Source organism: Micromonospora sp. NBRC 101691 (assembly GCF_030269285.1).
GTDB classification, from domain to species: domain Bacteria; phylum Actinomycetota; class Actinomycetes; order Mycobacteriales; family Micromonosporaceae; genus Micromonospora; species Micromonospora echinospora.
The window spans coordinates 1-25,553 of sequence record NZ_BSTB01000020.1; the positions used below are offsets into that span (position 1 = coordinate 1).

Sequence of the window (25,553 nt, forward strand, 5' to 3'; positions counted from 1 at the left end):
ATGGCGGAGGGGAAACGCCCGGTTACATTCCGAACCCGGAAGCTAAGCCCTCCAGCGCCGATGGTACTGCACTCGGGAGGGTGTGGGAGAGTAGGACACCGCCGGACTTCTTTCACGAGGGTCACCCTGTTATCGGGGTGACCCTCGTTGTATTTCCCGGGGGAGTCAGCCCGATCCTTCGGGGTACCTCCTTCCTGTCCCGACCCGGACCGCCGTACCGGCGGAGGCAGGAGAGAGTGCTCATGAGGATCGGCATCATCGGCTCGGGTCACATCGGTGGCACCCTGACCCGACGACTGCGCGACCTGGGCCACGACGTGACGGTGGCCAACTCGAGGGGCCCCGAGTCGCTACGCGACCTGGCTTCGGAGACGGGAGCGACCCCGGGCACCGTGGACCAGGCGGCACGCGGCGGGGATCTCGTGGTGGTCGCCGTACCCCTGAAGGTCGTACCGCAACTGCCCGCAGCGGCCTTCGAAGGCCGCGTGGTGGTCGACGCCAACAACTACTACCCCCAACGGGACGGGGACGTCCCGGAGATCGCGGATCGGAGCGTCAGCTCCAGCCGGTGGACCGCCGACCATCTCAAGGGCGCCCGGCTGGTCAAGGCGTTCAACAACATCCAGGCGCAGCACCTGCTGGAGAAGGGCCGTCCGGCCGGCACCCCGGACCGGATCGCCCTCCCCGTGGCCGGGGACGACGAGGAGGCCAAGCGGCTCGTGATGGAGATCGTCGACGCGCTCGGGTTTGACCCGGTCGACGCCGGGACCCTGGACGAGAGCTGGCGGCAGCAGCCGGACACCCCGGTCTACGGCACCGACCGGGACGCCGAGGGCGTGCGGCAGGGGCTGGCCGAGGTGCGGCCCTGAGGCGTACCCGGTAGGGCGCGCCCGACCCCCGGGAGCGCGCTGCGGGGGACGCGCGGAAAGGCAGACGCCCCGCCGGTCACCGGACCGGCGGGGCGTCGTCGTGCCTGGGGCGTCCGCGTTGCTACGGCCCGCAGACGAAGCGCGGTTCGGCCTGGTAGGTCCAGGTGAACTTCTCCCGCTTCACCACGTTGCCGTCCTTGCGGATGATCCGGTAGGCGTCCTGGGTGAAGCCGTTGATGCCGTTGGTGGCGATGCAGGACGGTCCGGGCTCCAGGTGCACGACCTTCGGCCTGGTGATGTTCCGGCGCGGGCTGTACTCGGTCTTCACGCTGTCGTAGATCTTGGTGCCCCAGATCGCCACGGTCACCGAACTCGACGTGTACGAGGTGTCGATCATGACCCCGTACGGGGTGTTGTTGCGGAACTTGAAGTCGAGGTTCGGGTAGAAGATCGTCGACTCGATCACCGCGGGGTACCGGCTGAACCAGTACGAGTGCGGCTTGTGCTCGACGTCCTCCAGCCCGGCGTAGTAGATGGCGTTGAACAGGGTGGTGGTGAACTGGGACGTCCCGCCGCCGACCCCGGGCACGAGCTTGCCGTCGAGGATGACCGGCGCGTCGTGGTAGCCCTGCTTGTAGCTGCGCTCACCGGTGTGGCCGTTGAGGGAGAACGTCTCGCCGGGCTGGACCACCGTGCCGTCGACGTCCTTGGCGATCTGGACGATGTTCTTGCTGCGCGCCGAGGAGAGGCCACCGGTGAAGTGGGTGGTGAAGCTGGACACCTTCTCCTTGATGCCGAGCTGCGTGACCTTCTCGGTGGTCAGTTCGGCCTCGACCGGCTTGAGCACCCCGTCGACCGTACGGCCGTCGGCCTTCGGTAGCACGGCGAGCAGGTCGCGGCCCAGGGCGTCGTCGTCGAGGCGCTGTCCGGGGCGGCTCGGCACGGCCTTCGGCGTTCCGCCGGCCAGGGTCATCGCGGCGTCCCGCGGTTCCACCTCAATGGCGGCCAGCTTGTCGCCCAGGGCGGTCCGGAGCTTCTTCACGTCGAGCTTGGGGGTGAGCTTGCCGGTCTTGTCGGCCGGGAAGCTCAGGCTCCGCGCGATCGCGCTCGCCGGGATGGTCACCGATCCCTTCTCGGTGGTCAGCTTGACCGGTGCGGCGACCGCCGGCGCGGCCAGTTCGGCCACCAGACGGTCGACCTCCTCGGCGGAGGTCGCCGGGTGCTTCTCGACCAGCGACACGGTGACCGGCTCCGCGCCGAGCCAGCTCCTGCGGAACGCCTCGGCGGAGGCCTGTGCGTCGACGGTCAGGGCCGGCTTCGGGTGGACCTTCTTCGGGGTGGTGCCGCTGTAGGTGATCTTCGGCATGGTCATCTTGCGCCCCTGCGGGCCGACCGCCGCCTCCAGCACGGTCTCCAACCGGGCCGGGTCGACCGTCACCACCGGCTCGACCGTACGGGAGCCGAAGAGGCGGCTGAGCGGGGCGGCCTGGGCCTCGACAGCCGCCGCCACGGTCGCGTCCACGTCCACCGTCAGCCCGACGTCGGCCGGCATGATCTCGGTGGTCCGGTCGCCGATGCGTACCGGGACGGGGGCGGTGAGCGTGACGGCCCGGCGGTCGAGTTCGGCCCGGAGCGCCCGGGCCGCGTCCGCCCGGCTCTTGCCGCCCACCTCGGTGCCGAGCACCGTGGTGCCACGCGGGACCTCGCCGGCGTACGCGTAACCGCCCGCGCCGGCGCCGGCGGCCAGCAGTACCGTCGCCATCCCGGCGGCGAGCACCACCCGTCGCCGTCGTCCTCCGCGCGGGGCGGCCGGATCCGGTGCGGGACCGGTGGGCTCCCCACCGGTGGCCGGTGGGGGCGGCCCGGCCTCGGCGGCGGGCCAGGTGACCGCGGTGACCTGGACGGTCGGCCGGTCGTCGGCGGGAGGCAGCTTGTCGCCGTACAGAGTCACAGGCAGAACCTCGATCGGACGTACCACGGGGGGAGCGGGGGACTCCCCGGTGAACGACTACGGTAACCAACGCGGAGGGGTAGCCGGCAGTGTGCACCGCCACGCAGGTCGGTACGCGTGTCGACTCCGGATCGCGCCGGTGCCCTCGATCATGGCACGGTGACGGGATGCGGAGCGACGGTTACGGGCTGACCTACGGCGGCGGCTGGTTGGACCGGGCCGGGGCGCGGCGGGACGACCCGGCGTGGCTGGCGGCCCTGCTGACCTTGCCGGACACCGGGGTACTGGCGCTCTGGCGGGACCGTTGTCTGGTGACGGGTGCCGGGACCCGGCCGGTACGTGTTCCGGCCACCGACGCCGCAGCGCTGCTCGCCGAAGCCGGTGAGGTGGTCTTCCTCGGCCTCGACGACCGGGCGGCCCGCACCGGGCCCGTCGGCGGTCCGGCCGTCGACGTGGTGCCCGGCGTCGGTGCTGCCGGCGGGGGACGGGCCGATGGCCGGGGCGGCGCACTCTTCGCGGTGGACCTTTCCGAGCTGACCGAGGCGCGGGCGTTGGCCGTGACGGGCGCGGACGCGGCGGTGGACGTACGGGCGATCGTGGGAGCGCTGAGCGGGGCGGAGGCGGCTCTCCAGGCGTACGCGCGGGGTCTGCTGCACTGGCACCGGCAGCAGCGGTTCTGCGGCGGCTGCGGGGCGGTGACCGTGCCGGTGACGGGTGGGCACGCGCGGCGCTGTGCCGGTCCGGACTGCGGTCGGCTGCTCTTTCCCCGGATCGAACCGGCGGTCATCGTGCTGGTCGAGGCGTCCGGTCCGCCGGCCCGTTGCCTGCTGGCCCGGCACGCCGGCGCCGGGCCGGAGGGCTGGTCGACGCTGGCCGGGTTCGTCGAGGTGGGCGAGAGCCTGGAGGACGCGGTGCGCCGGGAGTTGGCCGAGGAGGCCGGGGTGTCGGTACGGCAGGTGTCGTACCAGGGTTCGCAGGCCTGGCCCTTTCCGGCGGGACTGATGGTGGGGTTCCGGGCGGTCGCGGTGTCGGACCGGGTTCGGGTCGACGGGGTGGAGTTGGTGGAGGCGCGCTGGTTCTCCCGGGCCGAGCTGCGCGCACGGCTGGCCGCCGGGCTGCCGATGGGGCGACCGGACTCGATCGGCCACCGGTTGCTGCACGACTGGTTGACGGCGGACGACTGATCACTACCGGACGGGCCCGGTGTCCATCCACCGGACGGTTGATCGCCGATCATCCTCAGCGGTTTGTCAGGTGGCCGTTTCCAAAATGTGACCTTTCGATGAGGCGGCTACCGCTGGTGAGGTGCGCGAAGGCGCCATGCGGCAATCGGGGTGCTTTGCCCGACCCGCGCCCCGAGGCGTTCTCACGGCCGGTGAGGAACTGGCGATCTTCGATGCGGCCATGGAGTTACCGGCGGGTAGCAAGGGTCTTGTGACGTACGTCGCCGCGCGCGACCATCCAATCCGCACGCTGCGCACCGTCAGCAGCACCGTGGGTCCGCAGCGCCGCGAAGTGCTCCCCCCGTAGTCCCGGGTGCCGTTGCCCCGGTGACCCCTTCCGAGGAGGACCCGTGCAGGATTCCACCGACTCCCCGACCCAGGGCGGTGTGCGCTGGCGTCGGTTCGCCGCCATGCTGGTGCCCACCACCGTCGTCGCCGGTGCCATCGTCGTCGGCATGGCCAACGGTGCCATCGCGGCGTCCTTCGCCGTTTCCGGGCAGACGTTCAAGGTCAGCGCCTCCAAGCTGGAGGGCGACGGCTTCAAGCAGTACGGCGGCATGGTCGAGGAGAAGGACGGCACCACCCATCCGGTCGCCGTCTCGGAGATCACCAGCGCCGACCTCCACAACCTCTGCCAGTCGGTGAAGATCCCGAACATGCCGATCGTGCTCACCATCAACGCCGGTGGTGGCGGCAAGCCGGCCACCGCCAGCGGCCTGCTGATCGACATGGAGTCGCTGGAGGGCGACGCCACCTTCTCGAATATCAAGATCGGACGGGACGCCACCGACCTGAACGCGAAGGCCACGCCGAAGTCGTTCGGGCAGAGCGCGGACAGCGTCGTCATCACCGACCTGAAGCAGGTGGCCCGCTCCACGAGCGCCGGCACCTTCACCCTGACCGGGCTCAAGTTGAAGGTGAACGTCGGCGCCGAGGCCAAGGAGTGCTTCTGAGGTGACCCCGGGGCCCACGCGGACACCGCCGTGGGCCCCGCCGGCCCGTCCCTTTCCGCCCCACCACCCGAGCCGCCAGGAGGCGTACGTGACAAGCGCGGACCCGCAGCATGCCCGTTCGGGCGGGTTCAGCCAGACGAGGCGGAGATTCCACCGGTGGCGGCGGAGCCGGCCGTTCTGGGGCGGACTGCTGACCGCCCTGGCCGGTGTACAGATCTTCGGCACCACCCAGATGAGCCTCGGCGGCCTGACGTTCCAGATGGGGCCGACCGGGTTCCTCTCCTGGGTGATCCCCACCATCCTGGTGGCCTGCGGGATGTTCATGTGGTTCACCCCGCAGCACCGGATGTTCTACGCCGTCGTCGCGGCGGTCACCGCGCTGTTCTCGCTGATCGGCGTGAACCTCGGCGGCTTCTTCGTCGGCCTGCTGCTGGGCATGGTCGGCAGCGCTCTCGGCTTCGCCTGGGCACCCGCCCGTGCGCCGACAGCGTCCACGACCGGGGAAGCGGTGGCCGTCGGTGAGCCGCCCGCCGTCGCGCAGTCCACCGCCGTGCCGCCCGCCGGCGCCCCGCCGGCCGGACCGGGCCCGGCGGACGACCCGGACCGGACCCTGGTCGACGAGATCATGCCCGTCGACCGGGAGGCCGGACCGTCCCCCCGCGATCCCCGGTTCCTCGCCGGGGCGGTGGCCCTGCTCGCCCTCGGCGCGGCCGGTCTGCTGGCCCTGAACGGCCCGATGCCGGTGCGGGCCGCCCCGCTCGGCTCCGGCTGCCCCACGCCGACCGCCCCGGCCCCGTCCGGCCCGCCCACCACCCCGGGTCCGTCGACCACCCCGGATCCCGGGGACGGCACCCCGACCCCCGATCCCGGCACGGCGCGCCCGACCACGCCCCCTGGACCGGTCACCTCCGCCCCGCCGGACGCCAGACCGGTCACCGACATCCTCGGGGGGAACGGGGACCTCCGTACCGGGGACGACGCCCGGGAAGAGCCGGACCCGACCCCGGTCGGGACCACGCCGGCGGCCACCCCGGGCCGACCGCCCGCAGCGCGTCCCGCCCCGGCCGCGACGTCCGCCGCCCCGCCGGCCTGCGCGACCCCCACCCCCGGCGAGCCGGCCGAGCCTGACGAGTCCGAGCAGCCCGAGCCGGTCCGGCCGGGCAAGCCGCTGCCCCGGATCGACGCCGACCCGGGAACGCCCACGGTGGGCACGCCGTCGAAGCTCACCGGCTCGAAGGTGGTGATGACCGGGATCCGCTTCGAGGGGGTCGTCGACCTGAGGACGATCGACGGCACCCTGCGGGCGTTGAAGTTCAGCATGCGTCGGGCGGTGACCGACGACTTCGCGCTCCAGTCGTCCGGCACCGCCGGGACCCCGCTGCGGTACGTCACCGACCAACTCACCGTCGACGGCGACGTGGCGTTCTACGCCACCCGGTTCACCGGTCGGCTGGCCCTGCTCGGCGGTCCCGGTCTGGTCACCGTCACGCTCACCCCGGACCTGCCGTTCCCGGACGGCATTCCGATCACCGCGCCGCAGCTCGTCTTCCAGGACCCGGTGATCGACCTCGCCTTCGTCGACTGTGACGTCCTCACCACAGGGGACGAACCGCTCCGGCTGACCCTGCCCTGAGCCGGCCGACGGGACGGACCGGACGTCACCGTCCGGCCCGGTCGTCGCTGACGCCTCAGAGCCGGCCGAGTGCCCGGCGCAGCGGGTCGAGCCCGAGCGCGCCCAGGTCGAGGGCCTGCCGGTGGAACTCCTTCAGGTCGAACTCGGCGCCCTTGCGGATCTTCGCCTCGTCCCGGGCCTGGAGCCAGATCCGCTCGCCGACCTTGTACGACGGGGCCTGCCCCGGCCAGCCCAGGTAGCGGTTCAGCTCGAAGCGCAGGTTCTCGTCCGGCACCCGGCAGTGGGCACGCATGAACTCCCAGCCCAGCTCCGGCGTCCAACGCTCACCCGGGTGGAAGCCGAACGGGTTGTCCCGGGGGATCTCCAACTCCAGGTGCATGCCGATGTCGACGATGACCCGGGCCGCCCGGAACGCCTGCGCGTCGAGCATGCCGAGCCGGTCACCCGGGTCCTCCAGGTAACCCAGTTCATCCATCAGGCGTTCGGCGTAGAGCGCCCAGCCCTCGCCGTGCCCGGAGACCCAGCAGAGCAACCGCTGCCAGCGGTTGAGCAGTTCGGCCCGGACGGCGGTCTGCCCGACCTGGAGGTGGTGACCCGGCACGCCCTCGTGGTAGACGGTGGTCACCTCGCGCCAGGTGGAGAAGTCGGTGACGCCCTGCGGCACGGCCCACCACATCCGGCCCGGCCGGGAGAAGTCCTCGCTGGGACCGGTGTAGTAGATGCCGCCGCCGCTGGTCGGGGCGAGACGGCACTCGATCCGGCGTACCTGCTCGGGAATGTCGAAGTGGGTGCCGTGCAGCTCGCCGACGGCCTTGTCGGCGAGCGCCTGCATCCAGTCCCGGAACGCCTCCTTGCCCTGGATCGTGCGGGCCGGGTCGGCGTCCAGCGCGGCCACCGCCTCGTCGATGGTCGCCCCGGGCCCGACGATCCCGGCGGCCACCGTCCGCATGTCGGCCTCCAGGCGGGCCAACTCCTCGAAGCCCCAGGCGTACGTCTCGTCCAGGTCGATCTTCGCGCCGAGGAAGTACTGGGAGGCCAGCGCGTAGCGCTCCCGGCCGGCGGCCTGCTTCTCCCGCCCCCGGGGCGCCAGCTCGGTGCGGAGGAACTGGCCGAACTCGGCGGTCGCCGCGGTGGCCGCCGCCGCACCCCGGCGCAGGTCCGCGCCGAGCGTGCCGTCTGCGCCGAGCTGCTCGACGAGGCCGTGGAAGAAGTTGTCGCCGTCCGGATCGGTCCAGACGTCGCACTGCTTGGCGACCTCGATGATCTGCGTCCGGGAGGAGACGTGGCCGGAGTCGGCCGCCTCGCGCAGGGTGGTCTTGTAGCCCTCCAGCGCGCCGGCGAACTGGTGGAGCCGGGCGGCGACGTTCGACATCGCCTGCTCGCCCTCGGTCGGCATGAGGTCGAAGACCGAGCGGATGTCGTGCAGGCCACCGGTGATCACGTTGATCGCGCTGGTCTCCTCGCCCGCCTCGTAGCGGGCCAGGGTCAGGCCCAGTCGCTCCTGCATGGCCTCCCTGGCGGTCCGCTCCGCCAGCGTCTCCGGCTCGATGACGTCCAGTTCGGCCAGGGTGCGCCGGTCCAGCTCGGCGCGGGCGGCGTAGCCGTCCGGCGAGAGGTCGTCGAGCCGGTCGTCCTGGCCGGTGATGCCGGCGTAGGCGGCACCGGCCGGATTGAGTGCGGCCCACTCCACCACGTACCGGTTCGCGAGGTCGTCGATTCGTCCCACGGGGGAACCCTACGTGACCGGCTCCCCGGGCTGTCGACCTTCTTTCCGGCGTGCCCGGCCAGCGGTTCGGTCGGCTCTCCGCCCGCTCAGGGCAGCAGCTCGGTCGGGTCCAGGTCGATCGGGAACGGCGCGTCGACCGTCAGCCGCTCGCCGCCGACCGCCTTGGCGACCGGGGTGTAGCCGCCGGCCGCGTCGAGGGCGAAGAACTCGACCGCCGCGCTGCGCAGCCGTCGGACGATCTCCACCCGCATGAAGTACGGCACGCCGCCCTCGGCGCACCGGCGCGGCTTGTCGACGAAGTCCTGCCGGCGGCTGCCCGGGGAGACGAACTCCACCGCCATGGTGCAGAGCCGGGCCGGGACCCAGCGGTCCTCCTCGTCGGTGGCCGGCAGGGTGTGCAGGACGGTGACGTCCGGCTGGATCCACCGCTGCGGGCCGAAGGTGAGGTTCACCTGCCCGTACACGTAGAAGCCGGCGGCCTCGGCCCCGGGCGCCAGTAGCCGGGCGAGCCTGATCTCGCCGAAACTGTTGCTGCCTACTTCCGCGGAAGTCATGACCAGCCTTCCGTCGATGCACTCGTAGCGCGCCTGGGGCAGCTCCGGGAGCGGGAGGTAACGGTCGGCGAGCGCGGTCGTCCACATCCCGTCGAGATCGACGAGCGGGTCGAACTGCATCGGCATGGCCATCGGTCGCCACCTCCTCGGCTGGTCAACGCCACCACTGTAGGCAGGTTGCGGTGACCCGCGACACGGCCGTCGAATATCGCCGGACAATGTCGGGGGGCTACGGCAGAGTGTCAGGAGTGACACCGGACTCCACCCCTGACCGGGCGCCCCTGCGTAGTTGGCTGCCCGGTTTTGTCCTGCTCGCGGCGATCTGGGGCTCCAGCTTCCTGTTCATCAAGATCGGGATCCGGGAGCTGCACCCGCTCTACGTCACCCTGGGGCGGGTCGCCACCGGGGCGCTGACCCTCCTCGTGGTGCTCGCCGTGCTCCGCGACCGGCTCCCCCGGGACCGTCGGCTCTGGCTGCACCTCGCGGTGGTGGCCGCCTTCGGCGTGGCGCTGCCGTTCACCCTCTTCGGCTACGGCGAGCAGCGGATCCCGTCGATGCTGGCCGGCATCTGGAACGCCACCACGCCACTTGTCGTCCTGCCGTTGGCGGTGCTGGTGTTCCGCACCGAGCGGTTGACCGCGCGGCGGGCCGTCGGGCTCGGGCTGGGCTTTGTCGGGGTGCTGGTGGTGCTCGGCGTCTGGCAGGGCGTCGGTGGCGCCACCTTCACCGGGCAGTTGATGTGCTTCGGCGCGGCGGCCTGCTACGGCCTGGCCATCCCGTACCAGAAGCGGTTCGTCGCGGGCCGCACGGAGTCCGGGCTGGCCCTCTCTGCCGCGCAGCTGCTGATCGCCACCGTCCAGCTGGCGGTGGTGGCACCGCTGGTGGCGGGGGCACCGCCCGCGCCGACCGCGCTCTCCTGGGACGTGCTGGGCAGTGTGCTGGCGCTCGGTGCGCTCGGCACCGGGCTGGCCTTCGTGATCAACATGCACAACATCCGGTCGATCGGCGCGAGCGCGGCGTCCACGGTGACCTACCTGATCCCGGTCTTCGCGGTGCTCATCGGCGCGGTGGCCCTCGACGAGACGCCCACCTGGCACCAGCCGGTCGGGGCGCTGGTCGTGCTGCTCGGGGTGGCGGTGTCGCAGGGCCTCGTCCGCTGGCCGCGCCGTGCGGCGACCAACGCTCCCGCGCCCGCCGTGCCCACCGTGGCCTCCCGGAACTGACCCCCGGCCGGGCCGGTCCGTCCGCCGCCCGGTCGTCCGCCGGTGCGGGCCCGCCGGCTCCTCAGGTGGTGTCGTGGCTCCGCGCCCAGGCGACCAGTTCGTCGGCCGAGCGGGTGTTCACCACCCGGTCGACGGGCACCCCGCACCGGGCGGCGCGTTCACAGCCGAACCGCTGCCAGTCGAGCTGCCCCGGGGCGTGCGCGTCGGTGTTCACCGCGAAGACGCAGCCGGCCTCCAGGGCACGCCGGATCAGCCGCTTCGGCGGATCCTGCCGCTCCGGCCGCGAGTTGATCTCCACGGCCTTGCCGTGTTCGGCGCAGGCGGCGAAGACGGCGTCGGCGTCGAAGTCGCTCTCCGGCCGGGTACGCGGCCGGTGCGCCCGGTCGCCCGGCCCGCGCACCCCGGCCGGACGGGACGACACCATCCGCCCCGTGCAGTGCCCGAGGACGTCCAGGTGCGGGTTGGCGACGGCGGTGAGCATCCGCCGGGTCATCTTCGCCCGGTCGTCGTTCAGGCCACTGTGCACCGAGCCGACCACCACGTCCAGCCGGGCGAGCAACTCGTCGTCCTGGTCGAGCGAGCCGTCGGCGAGGATGTCCACCTCGATCCCGGTGAGGACGCGGAATCCCTCCGGCAGCGCGTCGTTGAGCTGCGCCACGTGGTCGAGCTGACGGCGCAGCCGGTCGGCGGTCAGCCCCCGCGCCACCTTCAGCCGGGGCGAGTGGTCGGTCAGGACCAGGTACTCGTGGCCCAGCTCCACCGCGGCGAGGGCCATCTCCTCGATCGGTGACCCGCCGTCGGACCAGTCGGAGTGGGAGTGGCAGTCGCCGCGCAGCGCCGTACGCAGGTCGGTGGCGGCCGCGTCCAGGTCGGTGCCCTCGGTGGCGGCCAGCCGACGAAGGTAGACCGGCTCCTCGCCGGCCAGCGACTCGACCACGCAGCGGGCGGTGACGTCACCGACCCCGGTCAGCTCGGTGAGCTTCCCGGTGCGGGCCCGTTCGGCCAACTCCCCGGCGGGCAGGGCGGCGAGGGTCGTGGCCGCCGAGCGGAACGCGCGGACCCGGTAGGTGGCCTCGTTCGCGCGTTCCAGTAGGAACGCGATGCGGCGCAGGTCGGCGACGGGATCCCGGCTCACCCTGCGAACCTACGCCTCCGGTTCCGGTTCCGCCCGTCCTTCCGTCCCCGCGTTCCGGCCGCGTCGCGCTCGTCGGGCCGGCGGCGCGGGGTCCGGTACGGCCGACCCGACGGGCGCGCAGACGGGGGCCGTCGTGGCGTGCCACGACGGCCCCCGGGTCGGTGGATGCGGGATCAGGCGTGGGGAAGCCGGAGAACCGACTGGTTGCCCACGCCGAGAGTGGTCGGGTTGTTGCCGATGGCCGACCAGACCTCCAGCTTCACGGTGCCGTTGCGCAGGTTGCCGTGGCTGCCGGTGGCCGTCTGGAGGCCCTGGTTCTGGGTGTAGTGCTCGTAGCCCCGGACCGGGTCGGTGGCGAAGTAGCGGTACGTCTCCACCCGCTCGAAGGTGCCGTCACCGGTCAGGTCGTACGAGGCACGCAGCTGCACGCCGTTGCCGACCGCCGTGCCGGCGTCGAGGAAGAGGTCGAAGCTGCCGTTGCCTCCCTGGTAGGTGAGGTCGAGGCCGGTCGCGGTGAAGACCAGCGCGTTGGTCGGCTGTCCGTCGTGGTTGCCGTTGGCGGCGGCGACCGTGGCGGTGCCCGCCGTGCCGGCGCCCGCGAGACCGCCGCCGGCGAGCAGGTAGCGGGTCGGGGAGTCCGGCGTGCCGGTCGGGGTGGGCGTCGGGGTCGGGCTGGAGGTGGGCGGGGGCGTGGTGGTCGGCGGGTTGCTCGGGTTCACGCCGCCGTTCGCGTTGCCGCCGCTCCAGGTGTACGCCCCGGTGGTGGCGGTCTTGCCCGCCGCCACGTTCAGCGTGGTGCCGTTGGAGAACCGGACGGTGATCGGGGACGCGCTGATGTTGCTCGCCACGTAGGTACGGGCCCCGTTGCGGACGAACACCGCCGCCAGCGGGTGGTTCGCCGTCACCGACCGGTCGACGTTGCCCAGCGCGGCGAGGTTGCGTACCCAGTGGAAGGTGTGTGCCCGGCTCTCGCCCTCCTCGGGGGTGTAACCGGGGTTGGCGCGGAGCTTGGCCAGGGCCGAGTCCGGGTCGCCGAGGGCGAGGAACTGCCAGTGGATGTCCTGCCACACGGTGGGCTCGCCGCCGTTGTTGCGGACCAGTTCGGCGTAGTTCGTCGAGTTGTACGCCGGCCGGTAGCCCATGTACAGGTGGCCGCCGGTGACCGGGAGCATGTTGATGCCCTGGATCATCTCCGGCTCGGCGCTGAACCAGGTCGCGTACGCGCCGCCGTCGCCCCAGACCATGCCGACCGTGGAGTGGCCGAACGCGGACGGGAAGTTCTCGTTGTCGACGTCGAACCAGTACTCGTTGATCGCCGCCGCCTGGGTGGTGTACATCCAGATGCCGGCGTCCCGGACGGCGGCGTCGCCGGTGGCCTGACCCCACTGGATCAGCGCGTTGGCGAAGTTCATCCCCTCCGACGAGGACTCCTGGTTGTTGCCGGAGGCGAACGAGCCGTGTCCGGAGGCCCAGTCGTGGCCGGCGTAGATGTCGAAGTCCCGCAGGTACGGGAAGCGGGTGTCGCTGCGCACGTAGTTGTTCGCGTCCCGGATCAGCAGGTCGACCATGCCGCCGTACTGGTCGGCGCGGGCCCAGGTCGGGTCGAACTTGGCAAGCGTCGCGGCGGCGGCGATGTAGTAGCCGTAGTGGAAGTGGTGGTCGTTCAGCTCCTGGTCGGAGCCGTACGACGCGGGGTAGCCGATCAGGGTGCCCCAGTTGCGGTCGTAGTAGAACAGCCGTTGGGTCTTGCCCGGCGAGGCGGTGAACCAGTCGTTGAGGGTGCTGCGGATGGCGTTCAGGGCGGCGTTGCGGGTGTCGGTGTCACCGACCTGGTCGGCGATCTCGGCGATCCGGGCGGCCCGGCCGAGGCCCTTGCCGGTCCAGTAGGTGTCGTTGCCACGCTGGTCCATCGGGTTGCCGCGGACGGCGGCGAGGTGGTTGCGCAGGGTGGTCAGGTCGCTGCCGGCGCCGGTGGCGACGGCGGGCACCTCGGGCACCACGCCGTGGAACTTCATCGACGTCTGGAACTGGCTGACGCCGGTGAGCACCTTCATCCGGCCCCGGGCCGACGGGTAGGTCTGCGCGATCGGGGTGGATCCGGCCAGCGACTTCCAGTGGTGCGGGTAGAGGCTGACCACGGTCCGGTTGGCACTGCCCTCACGGGCGGTGGTGGTGAACGCGTACGTCGTCTGGACCGTGCTGCTGGCCTGGTCGTAGCTGTAGGAGACGCGGGTGCCGGTGACGTGCGCGTGCGCGTACTGGCCGTAGGTGGTGGCGAGCGAGGCGCGGGTCGCCGTGTCGCTGGTCTGCGGCAGCAGGGCCACCGAGAAGTAACCCCGACCGGCCAGGTTGGACGAGATCCGGGTGCCGCTGACCGTCCAGGTCGCCCCGGTCGGGGCGTACGCGACGTAGTTGTTGCCACGGACGGTGAAGCCGATGGTGCCGCCGCTGTTCGACCAGACGGTGGGGCTGCCGCCGGTCACGTTGACCACCGCGTCGCCGCCGCCGGTCTGGAGGTAGGCGTACGGCAGGCCGTGGCCGATGGTGGCCCGCATCGTCCGTGCGCCGTCGCTCCAGTGCGGGCTGACCGTCCAGTCGGTCCAGCCGTCGACCTTGACGTTCGGCGCGGCGAGTCCGGCCACCCCGACCCGGATGTCCTCCTGGTACGGGTACTTGAACTCGCCGACGCCGGTCGCCGTGCCGGTGATGACGGGGGTGGAGGTGGCCGAGAAGCCGAGACCGTCGGTGAGCGTGTTGAACGAGATCGGGTGCGCGTGCAGCGGCTCGCTGAACGCGCAGTTGGTCTTCTTCCACAGCAGGGACGACCACCAGTCGTTGGTGGGCACCGGGCCGGTGGGGGCGTTGGCGGTGACGAACTGGCGGGGGTTGGTGGACATCTGCCCGCAGCCGGCGGGAAGGGGACCGACCGGGTCGGTGGTGTAGCTGCCCCGGCCGACGGTGGCGGCCTCGGCGGGGGTGGTGACGCTGACGGCCAGGCCGCCGACGAGGACGGCCAGGGCGGTCGCGGCGGCCAGCGCCAGCGGGCGGTGGGGGACGGGAGGTTTCATCGGGCCTCCATCGCGCGTCCGACGCCGCTTTGGTCGGCTTCGGGGCGCTTGTCAGAAATGGGGGGAAAGGGTGCTGTGAGAGCGCTCTCTCGCTCGGACGGTAGCCGACAAGGCAACACTCGTCAATGTGTCCTACCCGTTAAACGCTGAGTGGAGGATCAGTTGGCCGAGGTGGGGGCGGGTGGGCAGCCGTGCTTGCGGTGCCAGGCCCGCACCTCGGCGGCCGGGTCCCGGTCGACCCCGCGCCGCCAGGCGTCCAGATAGCGCGCCGGCCAGACCACGCCCCGGCGGATCCACCAGCCGTCCTTCCCCGGGCAGGGCGGCGAGATGCCGAAGTGCAGGTGGCAGACGTTGTTCGCGTTGCCCGTCCGGCCCACCAGACCGAGCTGCTGACCGGACCGGACGCGGACCCCCGCGTCCACCCCGTCGGCCACGACGCTGAGGTGGGAGCCGTAGTACCGGACACCGTCGTCCCCGAGCAGCGACACCGAGAGGCCGCCGTTGTTCGGCCCCCTCGGCCCGTCCGGATCGAAGCGGTCCACCCGGCTCACCTCGAGGATCTCGCCGTCGGTCACCGCGACCACCGGCTCGCCGCAGTCGGCGAAGATGTCCGTGCCCGGGTACGCCGAGTGGGTCGGGTGGTAGCCGACCTTGCGTGACCGCACCGGGAAGGCGTACCGCAGTCCGGTGGCCGACGGCGCGGGACGGGCCGTCGGCGTCCCGGTCGCCGCCGGCGGTGACGCCGAGGCGGACCGGGTCGGTGACCACGACCCGACGGGTGCCGACGCCGACGGAGCGCTCACCGGCCGGGTGGTCGCGCAGCCGGCCAGCAGCACCGGTACGAGCAGCAGCAGAACCGGCCGCGTGGGCCCACACCCGATCAGTCGCGGCAACACCCGACCATCCTGGCAGACCACTACGGTGGGAGGGGGCCCGCCGGGCCCGGGGAGGAACGACGGCGATGACCTGGCAACCCGGCCCGCCGCCCCCGCCGGGCGTGGGACACCACCCGATGGGACGCACCCCGTCGGGTCTCTTCCCTTCCGGGCGGCCCGTCCGCCCGACCTACCGCGAGCCGCATCCCGTCACCGGCAGCGGCGTCGCCGTCGGTGGCGCGGTCGGTGCCGCCTGGCTGCTCTTCTTCGGCCTGCTCGGCGAGGGCCTGCGCGGCTACGTCTGGTGGACGGTGGGCGCCGGCCTGGTCGCCTGGGTCGTCGCCCTGGTGCTCGTCCGCTTCGGTGACCGGGGGGTGGGCACCGGCGTGGCGATCGTCACCGCCGGTGGCTGGAGCATCGCCGTGGCCGTGGTGGTGGCGAGCTGGGCGGGCAGCGGGAACTGGCCGCTCTGGTGACCGTCGCACCGGGGTCCCACGGGCCGCTCCGGTGAGCGCTGCGTGGTCGTCCCGCTGCACGCCGAAGCACGTCTTGACGTACGCGGCAGGACTGGGTCACCCTCGGCGGTATGGCCTGGACCACCCCGCGGCTCGACCCCGACCGCAGCCGCCGACGCCTGCAGCTCCTCGCGGAACTGGCCGGGGCCAGAGCGGTCCGCCAACGCGAGCGACCGCAGCGGGTACGCAGCGAGCGGCTACGCCAGCTCATCGCCACCCGTCGCCGGGTCGCCGGCTGAACCAGCCACCCGCCGTCGGATGGCCGGCGGGGACCGGAGGCTTCCTGTGGTGTCCCCCGGCGGCCGGCCCGACTTTCCCGGGGATTGACCGCCTCATCGGGGCGTTGACCGGTCGCCCGCCGATGCGACCGGCTACCGTGCACGCGTAACAGGTCGGCACGCGGTGCCGGGTAGTCACAGGGGGGACAGTGTCGTACTTCGCTGCGGCCGCGTTACGGGACGCGGGCGGCTGGACCGCCGCCGAGGTGAACCTGCGGGGCGTCACGGATCTCGACGAGGTGGCCGAGCGCCTGCGGGACGTCGAGCCCGACGCCGACCTGTCCCTGCTCTTCGTCGAGGCCGACGACGCGTACCTGGTGGTGCTGCGCCTGGACGAGGGGGAGGACCTGCGGGTCTTCGGCTCCGACTCGGCGTACGCCGAGGAGTCCCGGCTCGGGTCGGTGCTGGTCGGCGACCTGAAGGCCCCCGACCTGGACGACGTCGGCGACGTGCGGCGGACGACCGGCGGCGGGGAGAGCGACCAGCCGGCGGTCGACCCCGAGGCCGACCCGGTCGGGGACGCCGACCTCCTCGACGACCTGGGCATCCCGGCACAGCGGCTGGTCACCCTCTGCACCCGGGAGGGCATGCTTCCCGCCGACGTCACCGCCGAGGTGTGTCAGGTGCTCGGCTGCGCCGACGAGGTCGAGGAGCTGCGCGAGGTGTGAACGGACCTCCTCCCGCCGGTGGGCTCCCCTCCGCCGCCGACTTCCCGCGTCCCGCTGGTGAGCCGGCGGACGTCACGGACCCCGCCCTGGAGACCGTCCGGCCGGGCCAACCCACCCCCGGGTACGTCGGCCGGACCGGACCGGGACCACAGGAGGGGCTGGCCGATCCGGGCGGCGTCGGCCGCCGGCAGCGGCACGAGCTGTGGATGCGTCGCGCGTTGGCGGTCGCCGTCACCGGCCCGGACAGCCCGGCAGTGGCTCCGGTCGGCGCGGACGACATCCCGGTCGGCGCGGTGCTCTACGCCCCGGACGGCGTCGAACTGGCGGTCGGGCGCAACGAGCGGGAACTGACCGGTGATCCGACCGCGCACGCCGAGGTGCTGGCCCTGCGCCGGGGCGCGCAGCGGCTCGGACGCTGGCGGCTGGACGGCTGCACCCTGGTGGTGACCCTGGAACCGTGCACCATGTGCGCGGGCGCGTTGGTGCTGGCCCGGGTGTCGACGGTGGTCTTCGGGGCCTGGGAGCCGAAGACCGGGGCGGCCGGTTCGCTCTGGGACGTGCTGCGTGACCGCCGGCTCAACCACCGGCCCGAGGTGTACGGCGGCATCCTGGAGACCGAGTCCGCCACCCTGCTGCGCGCCTTCTTCCGCTGAGGCCGCACCACCTCAACACGATGTGCTGTGGCGTGGCGTGGCGTGGTAGCAGGGGACCCTTGTTACCGGTTTTTGCGTAGGAAGGGTCCCCTGCTACCACCACTGGACGCGCGGTCAGGCGACGATGGTGTCGAGAGCGATCTCGACCATCTGGGAGAAGGTCTGCTCCCGCTCGGCGGAGCTGGTCTTCTCGCCGGTCTTGATGTGGTCGCTGACGGTCAGCACGGTCAGGGCACGGGCCCGGAACCGGGCGGCGATGGTGTAGAGCGCCGCCGACTCCATCTCCACCGCCAGCACGCCGTAGTCGGCGAGCCGGTCGTAGAGGTCCGGCCGGTCGGTGTAGAAGGCGTCCGCCGCCAGCACCGGTCCCACCCGCATCGGTACGCCACGCCGCTCGGCGATCTCGACCGAGGTGCGCAGCAGCCCGAAGTCGGCGACCGGGGCGTAGTCGATGAGCCCGTCGAAACGTACCCGGTTCATGTTCGAGTCGGTGGCCGAGCCGTTCGCCGCGATCACGTCCCGCAGCTTCAGGTCCTCGGCGAGAGCACCGCAGGAGCCCACCCGGATCAACGACCGTACGCCGTACTCGTTGATCAGCTCGTGGGCGTAGATCGAGGCCGACGGCATGCCCATGCCGGAGCCCTGGACGGACACCTCGACGCCGTTCCAGCGGCCGGTGAAGCCCAGCATGCCCCGGACCGTCGAGTAGCACGTGGCGTCCTCGAGGTAGGTCTCCGCGATCCACTTGGCCCGCAGGGGGTCGCCCGGCATCAGGACCCGTTCGGCGATCTCTCCCGGCTTCGCGCCGATGTGCACACTCATGGGAAGGATCCTGCCAGGCCGTCCGGTGGCATACCGGTTCGGCGTCCGGGCCGGTGGTCCTGTAACCTCTTCGGCGGTGGCGTGTCCGAGTGGCCTAAGGAGCACGCCTCGAAAGCGTGTGAGGGTTTACGCCCTCCGCGGGTTCAAATCCCGCCGCCACCGCTCGTGAACAGCGCGAACGCCCGGAAGATCCGCGAGGATCGACCGGGCGTTCTGCTTGTGGTCTCAGTTCCTGTCGGCTGCTGCCGCTACTGCCCGGCTGTCGGGTCGACGCGGGCGATGAGCTGCTTCAGTCGGGTGATCTCTTCGGCGAGCGCGGCGTTACCGGCGGGGGTGAGGGTGATCCAGGTCCGGCCGCGCCGGCCGGCGTAGCCCTTCTCGATCTGGACCAGGCCGGCGGTCTCCAGCACGCTGAGGTGCTTGGACAGGTTGCCGGCGGTCAGCTCCAGGTGGGTGCGCAGGTAGCCGAACTCCACCCGACGGGCCTCGTGCGCGATGGTGAGGATGCCGAGCCGGATCCGCTGGTGCACCACGTCGTCGAGTGCGGTGGCCGGATGCGGGGACTCGGTCTCCTCCGGTGCCGGGGTGTCGACGGGGCCGGTCACCGGGACCGTCGCAGTCGTTGCGCCAGCGCGAAGCCGGCGCTGCCCAGCATCAGCACGCCGCCGCTGATGACCAGCATCGGCACGTTCTCCCACTGGCCACCCCAGTGGGCTCCCCAACCGAAGTCGATCGGCACCAGCACCACTGCAAGGTACCCGAGGGCGAACAGCAGCAACGCGACGTGCCGTTCCAGCCAGGCCAGCACCAGCAGGGCCAGCCCGATCCCACCGGTCGGGGTGAGCAGCCGGAACAGGGCCTGGACGAAGGCGGACGGGTCGAGGAGCGCCTGCGGGTCGCGGACGATCCACGCCCCGGCGCCGGCGGCGATGGCAGCGAACAGCACGACCGAGAGCGCCACACCGGTGAGCACGTACGGCAGCACCCGGGCGTCCACTCCCCGGGCCCGGGCCACCCGCAGGTAGCCGCCGGCGATCACCACGTACGCCAGGACCACCGCCGCCAGCCAGTAGAACTGCGCGGGCGGCTCCCAGACCCGGCACACCTGGCCGCCGTCCACCGTCCGGCAGTCGCTGACGAGCGTGTGGCCGTACCGGTAGGCGGGGATCGCCCCGAACGTCACCAGGCCCAGCACCAGCAGTGGCAACCAGGTCACCCGCTGGGCGAGACGAACCCGGCGTGCGAGGTCGCGCGCCTCAGCCAACAGTCGGCGGGGGTCACCGCCGGCATGAACCGCTTCGGAAGTCATGCCAATAGGTTTCCATAACAAACCGATTGGCGCTAGTGGCGTACGAGAGCGCCCGGCGGCTCCACGCGGAGCCGCCGGGCGCGTCCTCGTCCGGGTTCCGGTTTCAGCCCGTGCCGGAGTCGGGGTCTCCGCGACGGACCGTTCGCGTCATCGGGTGGACTCGCGGTTGAACAGCTTCTTCGACCAGAGGTAGCCGCCGAGGGTGATGACGACGCACCAGCCGACGGCGACGACGGCACTGTTCCCGATCGGAGTGCCCATCAGGAGACCGCGGATGGTCTCGATGAGCGGGGTGAACGGCTGGTACTCGGCGAACCAGCGCAGCGCGGTGGGCATCGAGTCGGTCGGGACGAACCCGCTGCCGAGGAAGGGAAGCAGCACCAGGGGCAGGCCGACATTGCTCGACGACTCGACGGTCTTGCTGGCCAGCCCGAACGCCACCGACAGCCAGATGAAGGCGAAGGCCATCATCACCAGGACGCCGGTGAGGGCGAGCCACTCGCCGGGACCTGCCGACGGTCGGAACCCGACGAGCAGTGCGACGCCGACCACCACCGCGATGCTGAGCATCGTCTGGACGAGGCTGCCGACGACGTGTCCGGTCAGGACGGAGACGCGGGCGATGGCCATGGTGCGGAACCGGTCGACGATGCCCTCGGTCATGTCCATGGTGACCGAGATGGAGGTGCCCTGGACCGCGGCGGTGATCGTCATCAGGATGATCGCGGGGGTGACGTAGTTGACGTACTCCGCCCGCCCGCCGGAGGGACCGCCGAGTCCGGCACCGAGCGTGCCACCGAAGACGTAGACGAACAGCAGCAGGAAGACGACCGGCATGCCGACGAGCGTCACCGTCATCGACGGGTAGCGCGCCATACGCCGGAGGTTGCGGCGCAGCATCGTCGCCGAGTCGGTCAGTGCGTACGACATGGTGCTCATCGGGTGGTCACCTTCTCGTTCTCGGGTTTGCCGGTGAGGGCGAGGAAGACGTCGTCGAGGTCGGGGGTGTGCACGCTCAGCGAGTCGACCTCGACCGCGTTCTCGTCGAGTCGGTCGATCAGGGCCTTCAACGCACGGAGGCTGCCGTCGTGCGGAACCCGCAGGGCGAGCGCGTCGCTGTCGCGGGACGCCTGGCCCACGGCACGTGCGGCGGATTCGAGATCACGGAGGCCGGCGAACCGCAGCAGGATGTGGCCGCCGGAGATGCGGCGCTTGAGTTCGTCCGCAGTGCCTTCGGCGACGATCCGGCCGTGGTCCAGTACCGCGATCCGGTCGGCGAGTTCGTCGGCCTCCTCCAGGTACTGGGTGGTGAGGAAGATGGTGACGCCGTCCGCGACCAACTTCCGCACGATCTGCCACATGCCACGGCGGCTACGCGGGTCCAACCCGGTGGTCGGCTCGTCGAGGAAGATCACCTGGGGGGTCCCGACCAGGGTCATCGCGAGGTCGAGCCGCCTGCGCATGCCGCCGGAGTACGTCACGGCCGGTTTCCTGGCCGCGTCGACCAGGTCGAACTGGTCGAGCAGTTCGGCGACCCTGCGCCGGCCCGCCGCCCGGCCCAGGTGGTGCAGATCGGCCATCAGGGTCAGGTTCTCCTGGCCGGTCAGCAGGTTGTCGACCGCGGAGAACTGGCCGGTGACCCCGATCGCGGCGCGGACCGCGTCGGGCTCGGTGGCCAGGTCGTGACCCGCGATCAGCGCGCTGCCCCCGTCGGCGCGGATCAGCGTGGACAAGATCTTGACCGTGGTGGTCTTGCCCGCTCCGTTCGCGCCGAGCAGCGAGAAGACGGTGCCCCGGGGGACGTTCAGGTCGATTCCGTCGAGCACGACGTGGTCGCCGAACGACCTGCGCAGTCCGGTCGCCGTGATCGCCGGCTGGGATGGAGTGGTCATGGGAGGCCCCTTCGAGAGGTCTGGTCAGGAACGGCGGACGGTGATGTCGCCGAAGGTGGTGTGCGCACGGACCTCGACGGTGTCCTCGGACCCCTCCGGTCCCTGGCCGAGGTCGTCCAGGGCGTTGTGCACCCGCCCGTATCCGGTCTTCAGGTCGAGCCAGGCGGCGGTGCCGGCGGCGACGCCGATCTCCAGGTCGCCGGCCGCGGTGGTCAGCGTCACCGAGTCGCGCGCGACCCGGCCGACGCGGATGGCTCCGTTGGAGGTCCTGGCCTCCACTCCGGCGTCGGCCCGTCCGACGGAGATGTCGCCGTTCGCCGCACGCGCCCGCAGTTCGCCGGCGACGGTGCCGACGTCGGTGTTGCCGTTGGAGTTCTTGATGACCGCAGCTCCGCCGATCTCGCCGATGCGGACATGTCCGCTGCCGGTGGCGACCTCGGCGTCACCGTCGATCGTGTCGACCGTGACGTGACCGGCGGAGGTGTCCACGCGGAGCCGGCCGGTCCGGTCGAGCCGGAGGTGTCCGAGGGACGTCTTGATCCGGCATTCCCCCAGCACGCCGGTGCTGTGGAAGTCTCCGGCCGACACGTCACCGTGCACCGCCGAGCCAGCGGGAAGTTCGACGAGTACGGCGACGGACCTGGTTCTCTTGGAGAAGTCGAACACCCGGTTCTTCGGCCCGCGCACGGTCAACACGCCGTCGACGTACTCGACGCGGGTCTGCTGCGCGGCCTTCACGTCGGAGTCGTCGGACTCGTCGCTCGGCCGTACCTCGACGACGGTGTCGGTGCGGTCGCTGGCGACGAGCCGTACGTCGCCGACGGAGAGTTCGATCGTGACGGAAATCGGGTCGGGGGTGGCGAAAACAGGCATGGCGGTCCCCTCGGAATGAGTCGGAAGAACATCCCCGCTGGTGGGGGACGTGACGGTGAAGTGGGGCCGGACTCGGCTAACGCGCCCAGCCGGTGTAGCGCTGTGCGCTGGGCTTGCTGCGCCGGTCGGAGCCGTGGTCGCGCTCCGGGGCCCGCAGCGCGGCCGAGGCGGCACGCACCAGCCACGCGTTGACCGACCGGCCCTCCTTGCCCGCCGCTTCCTCGACCGCGGCCTTGAGCTGTTCGGGGAGGCGGACGTTGATGCGCGCCGTGGCGCCGTCCTCGAAGCCCGCCACGGCGTCGTCGGCCGGCACCGCACCCCGGTCGGTGGTGTGCTCCGTCGGCTGCTCCACGTGGTGGGGAGCCACGACGAACTCCGGGTCACGGCCCCGAAGGCGAACCTGGACCGAACCGGGAGCCAGTTCCCTGGTGATCTCGTCGGCGGCGGCCGACAGCGCTTCGAGCAGGGCGAGCCGGATCGCCGACTCCATCGACACGGTCAACCGCTCGATCAACGCGGTGCCGTCGTCACCGCCGGTCTCCACAGCCGTCAGCAGCTCGCGACCGAGAGATGCCACGTACGGGTTCAGGTCCATGGCATCACTATGGCACACAGTGGTGCCATGGACAACTCGACTTGGCTCACCTTGGCTCAGAGTGGCACCAGTTTGGCGGCGCGCTGCTGTTCCGCGTCCCGTGCCGCGACAGGAGTGCCGGGGCCACCGGCGTCTCAGCAGGGGCCGTGGCCCTCGTCGAAGAGGCGCTCGGCGTAGTCGGCGTAACCGGCGATCGTCTTGCGGACCGTCCGTCCGTCGTGGAGGAAGAGGTACGCGCGGTCGCCCCGCTGGGCGAGCAGGCCGTCGAAGCGGTACGTCCCCTCTGGAGCGTCGAGCCGGGTCAGTGACGGAAAACGGGACCGTAGCTCGCCGAGCGGCGTGCCGACGGTGACCCCCTCCGGAGTCCGGACGGGGGCGCTGACCCAGAGCAGCACCAGCCGGTCGTCGTAGAAGACCGGGCTGGCCGTCTCGTGGCCGACCAGGGTCGGTCCGCAGGACTCGGCCGTCTCCTGGAGCATCCCCCGCTCGGCCAGCTCCCGCTGGCTGTCGCCGAACTCGACCCCGGCCAGCCCGTGCAGGTCGATCACCTCGTCGACGACCGGACCGATCGGTTCCGCCGGGCCGACCGGCGCATGTGGACGGCTGCCGCTTCCGGCGATCGAGGCCGCCGTCAGTAATGCCGCGATGAACAAGAACTGCCGCAAAGTCATGAAATCCCCCAGTCCCCAACGGCGCCGGGCCGCCAAGGTTGCTGGTCTGTGGCGTTTTGCCGGTATTCCCACTCTTCGGCCAGATCATCCCAGTAGTCGGCGGAGAGGCGTCGCCGCCCGTGTGCCAACCAGCCGTCGGTGCTCCCCTCCAGGTGCAGGCCCAGCTCGGCGAAGGGATCGATCCAGCGACCGGGCTCCACTCCGATCCGGACCAGCGCGGTGTTGATCGGCCACTCGGCGCGGGGCCGGTCGAGGAGGGCGTCGAAACCCGGCCCCCAGGCGACCGTTCCGTCCAGCCACACCACCGCCGCCTGGTGTCCGGTCCCGCCGGAGAACTCCGCCTCCAGGTACGCCACCGGACCCCGCCGCGACCAGCGGGCGAACACCTCGGTGAGCGCGGCCGAGAGCACGAGTCGGAACGGCTGCTGCGGACCCGGTTCCTCGACGGCGAAGTCGGGCAGCGACCCGGTCAGCTCCTCCACCAACTGCGGGGTGACCGGCAGCAGGGCGAAGTCCTGCCGGAGCGCGGCGAGGACGGCGTGGTCGAGTTCGCCGGTCTGCTCCGCGAGCAACTCGACGTCGGCGACGACCGCACTGAGCTGGTAGCTCATGCGGTATGGCGGACGGCCGGCCCGGAGGCGTCGATGATCACGTCGTCAGTAAACCGCATCCGGGCGCACCCGGTGACCCAGCGTGATGGCGGCGGCGCGGAAGGGTCGCTCCGGCGGCGCTCTGGAGCTGCCCCGTTCGTGCTACCGACGGAGCCGGCGGGAAGCGACCACCTGCGGAGCCAGGTGGTGACCGGTCGGAGGGTCGAGTCAGCCGGCGAGCGCGCGGTCGTCGGCGGTGAAGTCGGCCGGCGCGTCCGGCGGCGGATGGTCCAGGTGCCAGCGCACCGAACGGGCCACCGCCGTCGCCGGATCCGTCGGTCGCCAGCCCAGCAGGCGGCCGGCCTTGCCGCTGTCGACGAGCACGTGCTGGGCCAGCCGCCGGGTCAACCACAGGTCGTCCGGCACCCGCTCGTCGGGCACCCGGACCAGCTCGGCATCGTGCCCGGCCGCGTCGAGGATCAGCCGTAGCCAGCCCCGCACCGGATAGGTGACCGACTCGCCCAGGTTGAACAGCTCGCCCCGGGCCGACTCTGGCCGGTCGAGAGCGGCGAGCACCGCCCCGGCCGCGTCGTCGACGTGCAGACGGGTGATCAGGGCATCGCCCGCGCCGACCGGGATCCGGGCACGCCCCGCCCGGACCCGTCGCAGCACGAACTCCTCCCGTCGCTGCTGGTCGTGCCGGCCGTAGACCATGCCGAGGCGGAGCACGGTGCCGCCCCGGGCGAGGTAGGCCGGCTCGACGTCGAGCTTGTCGTAGTCGTCCAGCCCGGTGCCCTGTCCCCGGTACGGGAAGCGCCCCCGCCGCAGCGGCGCGTCCTCGGTGACCGGCGCCGGCAGCGGGGTGTCGTCGTCGGCGAGGAGCAACTCCCAGACCCGGTAGACGTCGACGCTGGAGAGCAGCACCAGGGGCACGTCGGGCAGGTGCGGCAGGACCGAGTCGGCGTCCGCCCGGGTGAGGGCGTACGAGTCGACCACGGCGTCCGGCGCGAATCCGCGTACCCGGTCGGCGACCTCGGCGAAGTCGCGCCGGTCGACGTGCAGGTGCCCGCAGTCGGGGAGGTCCTCGGGCTCCGTGCGGCCCCGGTGGACCACCACGACCTCGTCGTGCCGCCCGACCAGCCGCTCGACCACCCGCCGCCCGATGAACTCCGTACCACCCAGCACCACGACCCGCATGTGACCAGCCGAGCACGCGGGTGGGGGCCGTGTCCGCCGATCGGCCCAGGGCAGAACGCCGGCCGCCTCGGCGAATCGGGGCGGGCGGAACGGCGGCACTGCCGGCGTCCGATTGATCCATCGGCGCAGGTACGGATTCGGGGAGATCTGGCCGGATTGGCGGCGCATGTAATTTGTTGGAATCCCGGTCAAACCTATAGGCTGAGGTTGATATATTGGCGGCGGCGGATTTCGTCGTCCCAGAATCTGGGCATTGCAAGAAAACGCACTTCGCGCATCC

25 protein-coding genes, 1 tRNA gene and 1 rRNA gene are annotated in these 25,553 nt (G+C 71.8%); 11 read left to right on the plus strand and 16 right to left on the minus strand.

What is annotated here, in order from left to right; all coding sequences use genetic code 11:
- Nucleotides 1-107: ribosomal RNA gene (gene rrf, locus QSK20_RS25345) — 5S ribosomal RNA — on the plus strand; the annotation flags it as partial.
- 135 nt (nt 108-242) lie between these two features.
- Nucleotides 243-869: an NADPH-dependent F420 reductase gene (locus tag QSK20_RS25350; protein ID WP_285791124.1), complete on the plus strand. Its 627-nt coding sequence runs from the start codon at nt 243-245 to the stop codon at nt 867-869.
- A 121-nt stretch (nt 870-990) separates the two neighbouring features.
- On the opposite strand, the gene QSK20_RS25355 is transcribed toward QSK20_RS25350, so the two are convergent.
- Nucleotides 991-2,826: a VanW family protein gene (locus tag QSK20_RS25355; protein ID WP_285791242.1), complete on the minus strand. Its 1,836-nt coding sequence runs from the start codon at nt 2,824-2,826 to the stop codon at nt 991-993.
- A gap of 161 nt (nt 2,827-2,987) precedes the next feature.
- Between QSK20_RS25355 and nudC the strand changes: the two genes are divergently transcribed.
- The 3 genes from nudC to QSK20_RS25370 all read left to right on the plus strand — a co-directional run bounded on the left by nudC (nt 2,988) and on the right by QSK20_RS25370 (nt 6,629).
- Entirely contained in the window at nt 2,988-4,004 is a 1,017-nt protein-coding gene (gene nudC / locus QSK20_RS25360; RefSeq protein WP_285791125.1) for an NAD(+) diphosphatase, read from the plus strand.
- A gap of 389 nt (nt 4,005-4,393) precedes the next feature.
- Nucleotides 4,394-4,996 carry a DUF6230 family protein gene (locus QSK20_RS25365; RefSeq protein WP_145834917.1) on the plus strand — a complete coding sequence of 201 codons (603 nt, stop codon included), beginning with the start codon at nt 4,394-4,396 and terminating at the stop codon, nt 4,994-4,996.
- Nucleotides 4,997-5,084: 88 nt separating this feature from the next.
- A complete protein-coding gene (locus QSK20_RS25370) occupies nt 5,085-6,629 on the plus strand; it encodes a DUF6114 domain-containing protein (RefSeq protein ID WP_285791126.1) in 1,545 nt (514 codons plus the stop codon).
- Between the two features lie 55 nt (nt 6,630-6,684).
- On the opposite strand, the gene QSK20_RS25375 is transcribed toward QSK20_RS25370, so the two are convergent.
- Together QSK20_RS25375 and QSK20_RS25380 are read right to left on the minus strand one after the other, a co-directional pair.
- Nucleotides 6,685-8,355 carry a DUF885 domain-containing protein gene (locus tag QSK20_RS25375; protein WP_285791127.1) on the minus strand — a complete coding sequence of 557 codons (1,671 nt, stop codon included), beginning with the start codon at nt 8,353-8,355 and terminating at the stop codon, nt 6,685-6,687.
- 86 nt (nt 8,356-8,441) lie between these two features.
- Complete coding sequence (locus tag QSK20_RS25380) at nt 8,442-9,041, minus strand: Uma2 family endonuclease (protein WP_285791128.1); 600 nt, start codon at nt 9,039-9,041, stop codon at nt 8,442-8,444.
- A gap of 116 nt (nt 9,042-9,157) precedes the next feature.
- On the opposite strand from QSK20_RS25380, the gene QSK20_RS25385 reads away from it, so the two are divergent.
- Nucleotides 9,158-10,132: a DMT family transporter gene (locus QSK20_RS25385; RefSeq protein ID WP_285791129.1), complete on the plus strand. Its 975-nt coding sequence runs from the start codon at nt 9,158-9,160 to the stop codon at nt 10,130-10,132.
- Between the two features lie 61 nt (nt 10,133-10,193).
- On the opposite strand, the gene QSK20_RS25390 is transcribed toward QSK20_RS25385, so the two are convergent.
- The 3 genes from QSK20_RS25390 to QSK20_RS25400 form a co-directional block, all read right to left on the minus strand.
- Complete coding sequence (locus QSK20_RS25390; RefSeq protein ID WP_285791130.1) at nt 10,194-11,267, minus strand: PHP domain-containing protein; 1,074 nt, start codon at nt 11,265-11,267, stop codon at nt 10,194-10,196.
- A 173-nt stretch (nt 11,268-11,440) separates the two neighbouring features.
- Entirely contained in the window at nt 11,441-14,335 is a 2,895-nt protein-coding gene (locus tag QSK20_RS25395) for a glycosyl hydrolase (protein ID WP_285791131.1), read from the minus strand.
- A gap of 158 nt (nt 14,336-14,493) precedes the next feature.
- Complete coding sequence (locus QSK20_RS25400) at nt 14,494-15,252, minus strand: M23 family metallopeptidase (RefSeq protein ID WP_502889018.1); 759 nt, start codon at nt 15,250-15,252, stop codon at nt 14,494-14,496.
- Between the two features lie 44 nt (nt 15,253-15,296).
- Here QSK20_RS25400 and QSK20_RS25405 point away from each other — a divergent pair, with 44 nt between their 5' ends.
- The 4 genes from QSK20_RS25405 to QSK20_RS25420 all read left to right on the plus strand — a co-directional run bounded on the left by QSK20_RS25405 (nt 15,297) and on the right by QSK20_RS25420 (nt 17,324).
- On the plus strand, nt 15,297-15,686 hold the full coding sequence (locus QSK20_RS25405; RefSeq protein ID WP_416902015.1) for a hypothetical protein: 390 nt from the start codon (nt 15,297-15,299) through the stop codon (nt 15,684-15,686).
- Between the two features lie 110 nt (nt 15,687-15,796).
- Nucleotides 15,797-15,964 carry a hypothetical protein gene (locus QSK20_RS25410; protein WP_170107950.1) on the plus strand — a complete coding sequence of 56 codons (168 nt, stop codon included), beginning with the start codon at nt 15,797-15,799 and terminating at the stop codon, nt 15,962-15,964.
- Between the two features lie 188 nt (nt 15,965-16,152).
- Nucleotides 16,153-16,671, plus strand: a complete 519-nt coding sequence (locus QSK20_RS25415; protein ID WP_285791133.1) for a tRNA adenosine deaminase-associated protein — start codon at nt 16,153-16,155, stop codon at nt 16,669-16,671.
- A gap of 206 nt (nt 16,672-16,877) precedes the next feature.
- Nucleotides 16,878-17,324 carry a nucleoside deaminase gene (locus QSK20_RS25420; RefSeq protein WP_285791244.1) on the plus strand — a complete coding sequence of 149 codons (447 nt, stop codon included), beginning with the start codon at nt 16,878-16,880 and terminating at the stop codon, nt 17,322-17,324.
- Between the two features lie 114 nt (nt 17,325-17,438).
- Here the strand turns inward: QSK20_RS25420 and deoD are convergent, their stop codons facing one another.
- Nucleotides 17,439-18,146: a purine-nucleoside phosphorylase gene (deoD, locus tag QSK20_RS25425; RefSeq protein WP_285791134.1), complete on the minus strand. Its 708-nt coding sequence runs from the start codon at nt 18,144-18,146 to the stop codon at nt 17,439-17,441.
- A gap of 75 nt (nt 18,147-18,221) precedes the next feature.
- On the opposite strand from deoD, the gene QSK20_RS25430 reads away from it, so the two are divergent.
- Nucleotides 18,222-18,308 (plus strand) — tRNA-Ser (locus QSK20_RS25430).
- 86 nt (nt 18,309-18,394) lie between these two features.
- On the opposite strand, the gene QSK20_RS25435 is transcribed toward QSK20_RS25430, so the two are convergent.
- From QSK20_RS25435 to QSK20_RS25475, 9 genes are all read right to left on the minus strand, one after another.
- Nucleotides 18,395-18,751 (minus strand): transcriptional regulator, encoded by a 357-nt coding sequence (locus QSK20_RS25435; RefSeq protein ID WP_502889019.1) that lies wholly within the window; start codon nt 18,749-18,751, stop codon nt 18,395-18,397.
- Nucleotides 18,748-19,455, minus strand: a complete 708-nt coding sequence (locus QSK20_RS25440; RefSeq protein WP_285791135.1) for a hypothetical protein — start codon at nt 19,453-19,455, stop codon at nt 18,748-18,750. Before QSK20_RS25440 ends, QSK20_RS25435 begins: the two co-directional genes overlap by 4 nt.
- Before the next feature lie 147 nt (nt 19,456-19,602).
- Nucleotides 19,603-20,394 carry an ABC transporter permease gene (locus tag QSK20_RS25445; protein WP_285791136.1) on the minus strand — a complete coding sequence of 264 codons (792 nt, stop codon included), beginning with the start codon at nt 20,392-20,394 and terminating at the stop codon, nt 19,603-19,605.
- Nucleotides 20,391-21,347, minus strand: coding sequence for an ATP-binding cassette domain-containing protein (locus QSK20_RS25450; RefSeq protein ID WP_285791137.1), 957 nt, complete (start codon nt 21,345-21,347; stop codon nt 20,391-20,393). Before QSK20_RS25450 ends, QSK20_RS25445 begins: the two co-directional genes overlap by 4 nt.
- 24 nt (nt 21,348-21,371) lie before the next feature.
- Complete coding sequence (locus QSK20_RS25455) at nt 21,372-22,220, minus strand: DUF4097 family beta strand repeat-containing protein (protein ID WP_285791138.1); 849 nt, start codon at nt 22,218-22,220, stop codon at nt 21,372-21,374.
- A 76-nt stretch (nt 22,221-22,296) separates the two neighbouring features.
- Nucleotides 22,297-22,815: a ribbon-helix-helix protein, CopG family gene (locus QSK20_RS25460; protein ID WP_285791139.1), complete on the minus strand. Its 519-nt coding sequence runs from the start codon at nt 22,813-22,815 to the stop codon at nt 22,297-22,299.
- Between the two features lie 134 nt (nt 22,816-22,949).
- On the minus strand, nt 22,950-23,450 hold the full coding sequence (locus QSK20_RS25465) for a hypothetical protein (protein WP_502889027.1): 501 nt from the start codon (nt 23,448-23,450) through the stop codon (nt 22,950-22,952).
- 32 nt (nt 23,451-23,482) lie between these two features.
- Complete coding sequence (locus QSK20_RS25470; protein ID WP_285791141.1) at nt 23,483-24,097, minus strand: hypothetical protein; 615 nt, start codon at nt 24,095-24,097, stop codon at nt 23,483-23,485.
- Between the two features lie 207 nt (nt 24,098-24,304).
- Complete coding sequence (locus tag QSK20_RS25475; RefSeq protein ID WP_285791142.1) at nt 24,305-25,273, minus strand: NAD-dependent epimerase/dehydratase family protein; 969 nt, start codon at nt 25,271-25,273, stop codon at nt 24,305-24,307.
- Between the last annotated feature and the right edge of the window lie 280 nt (nt 25,274-25,553).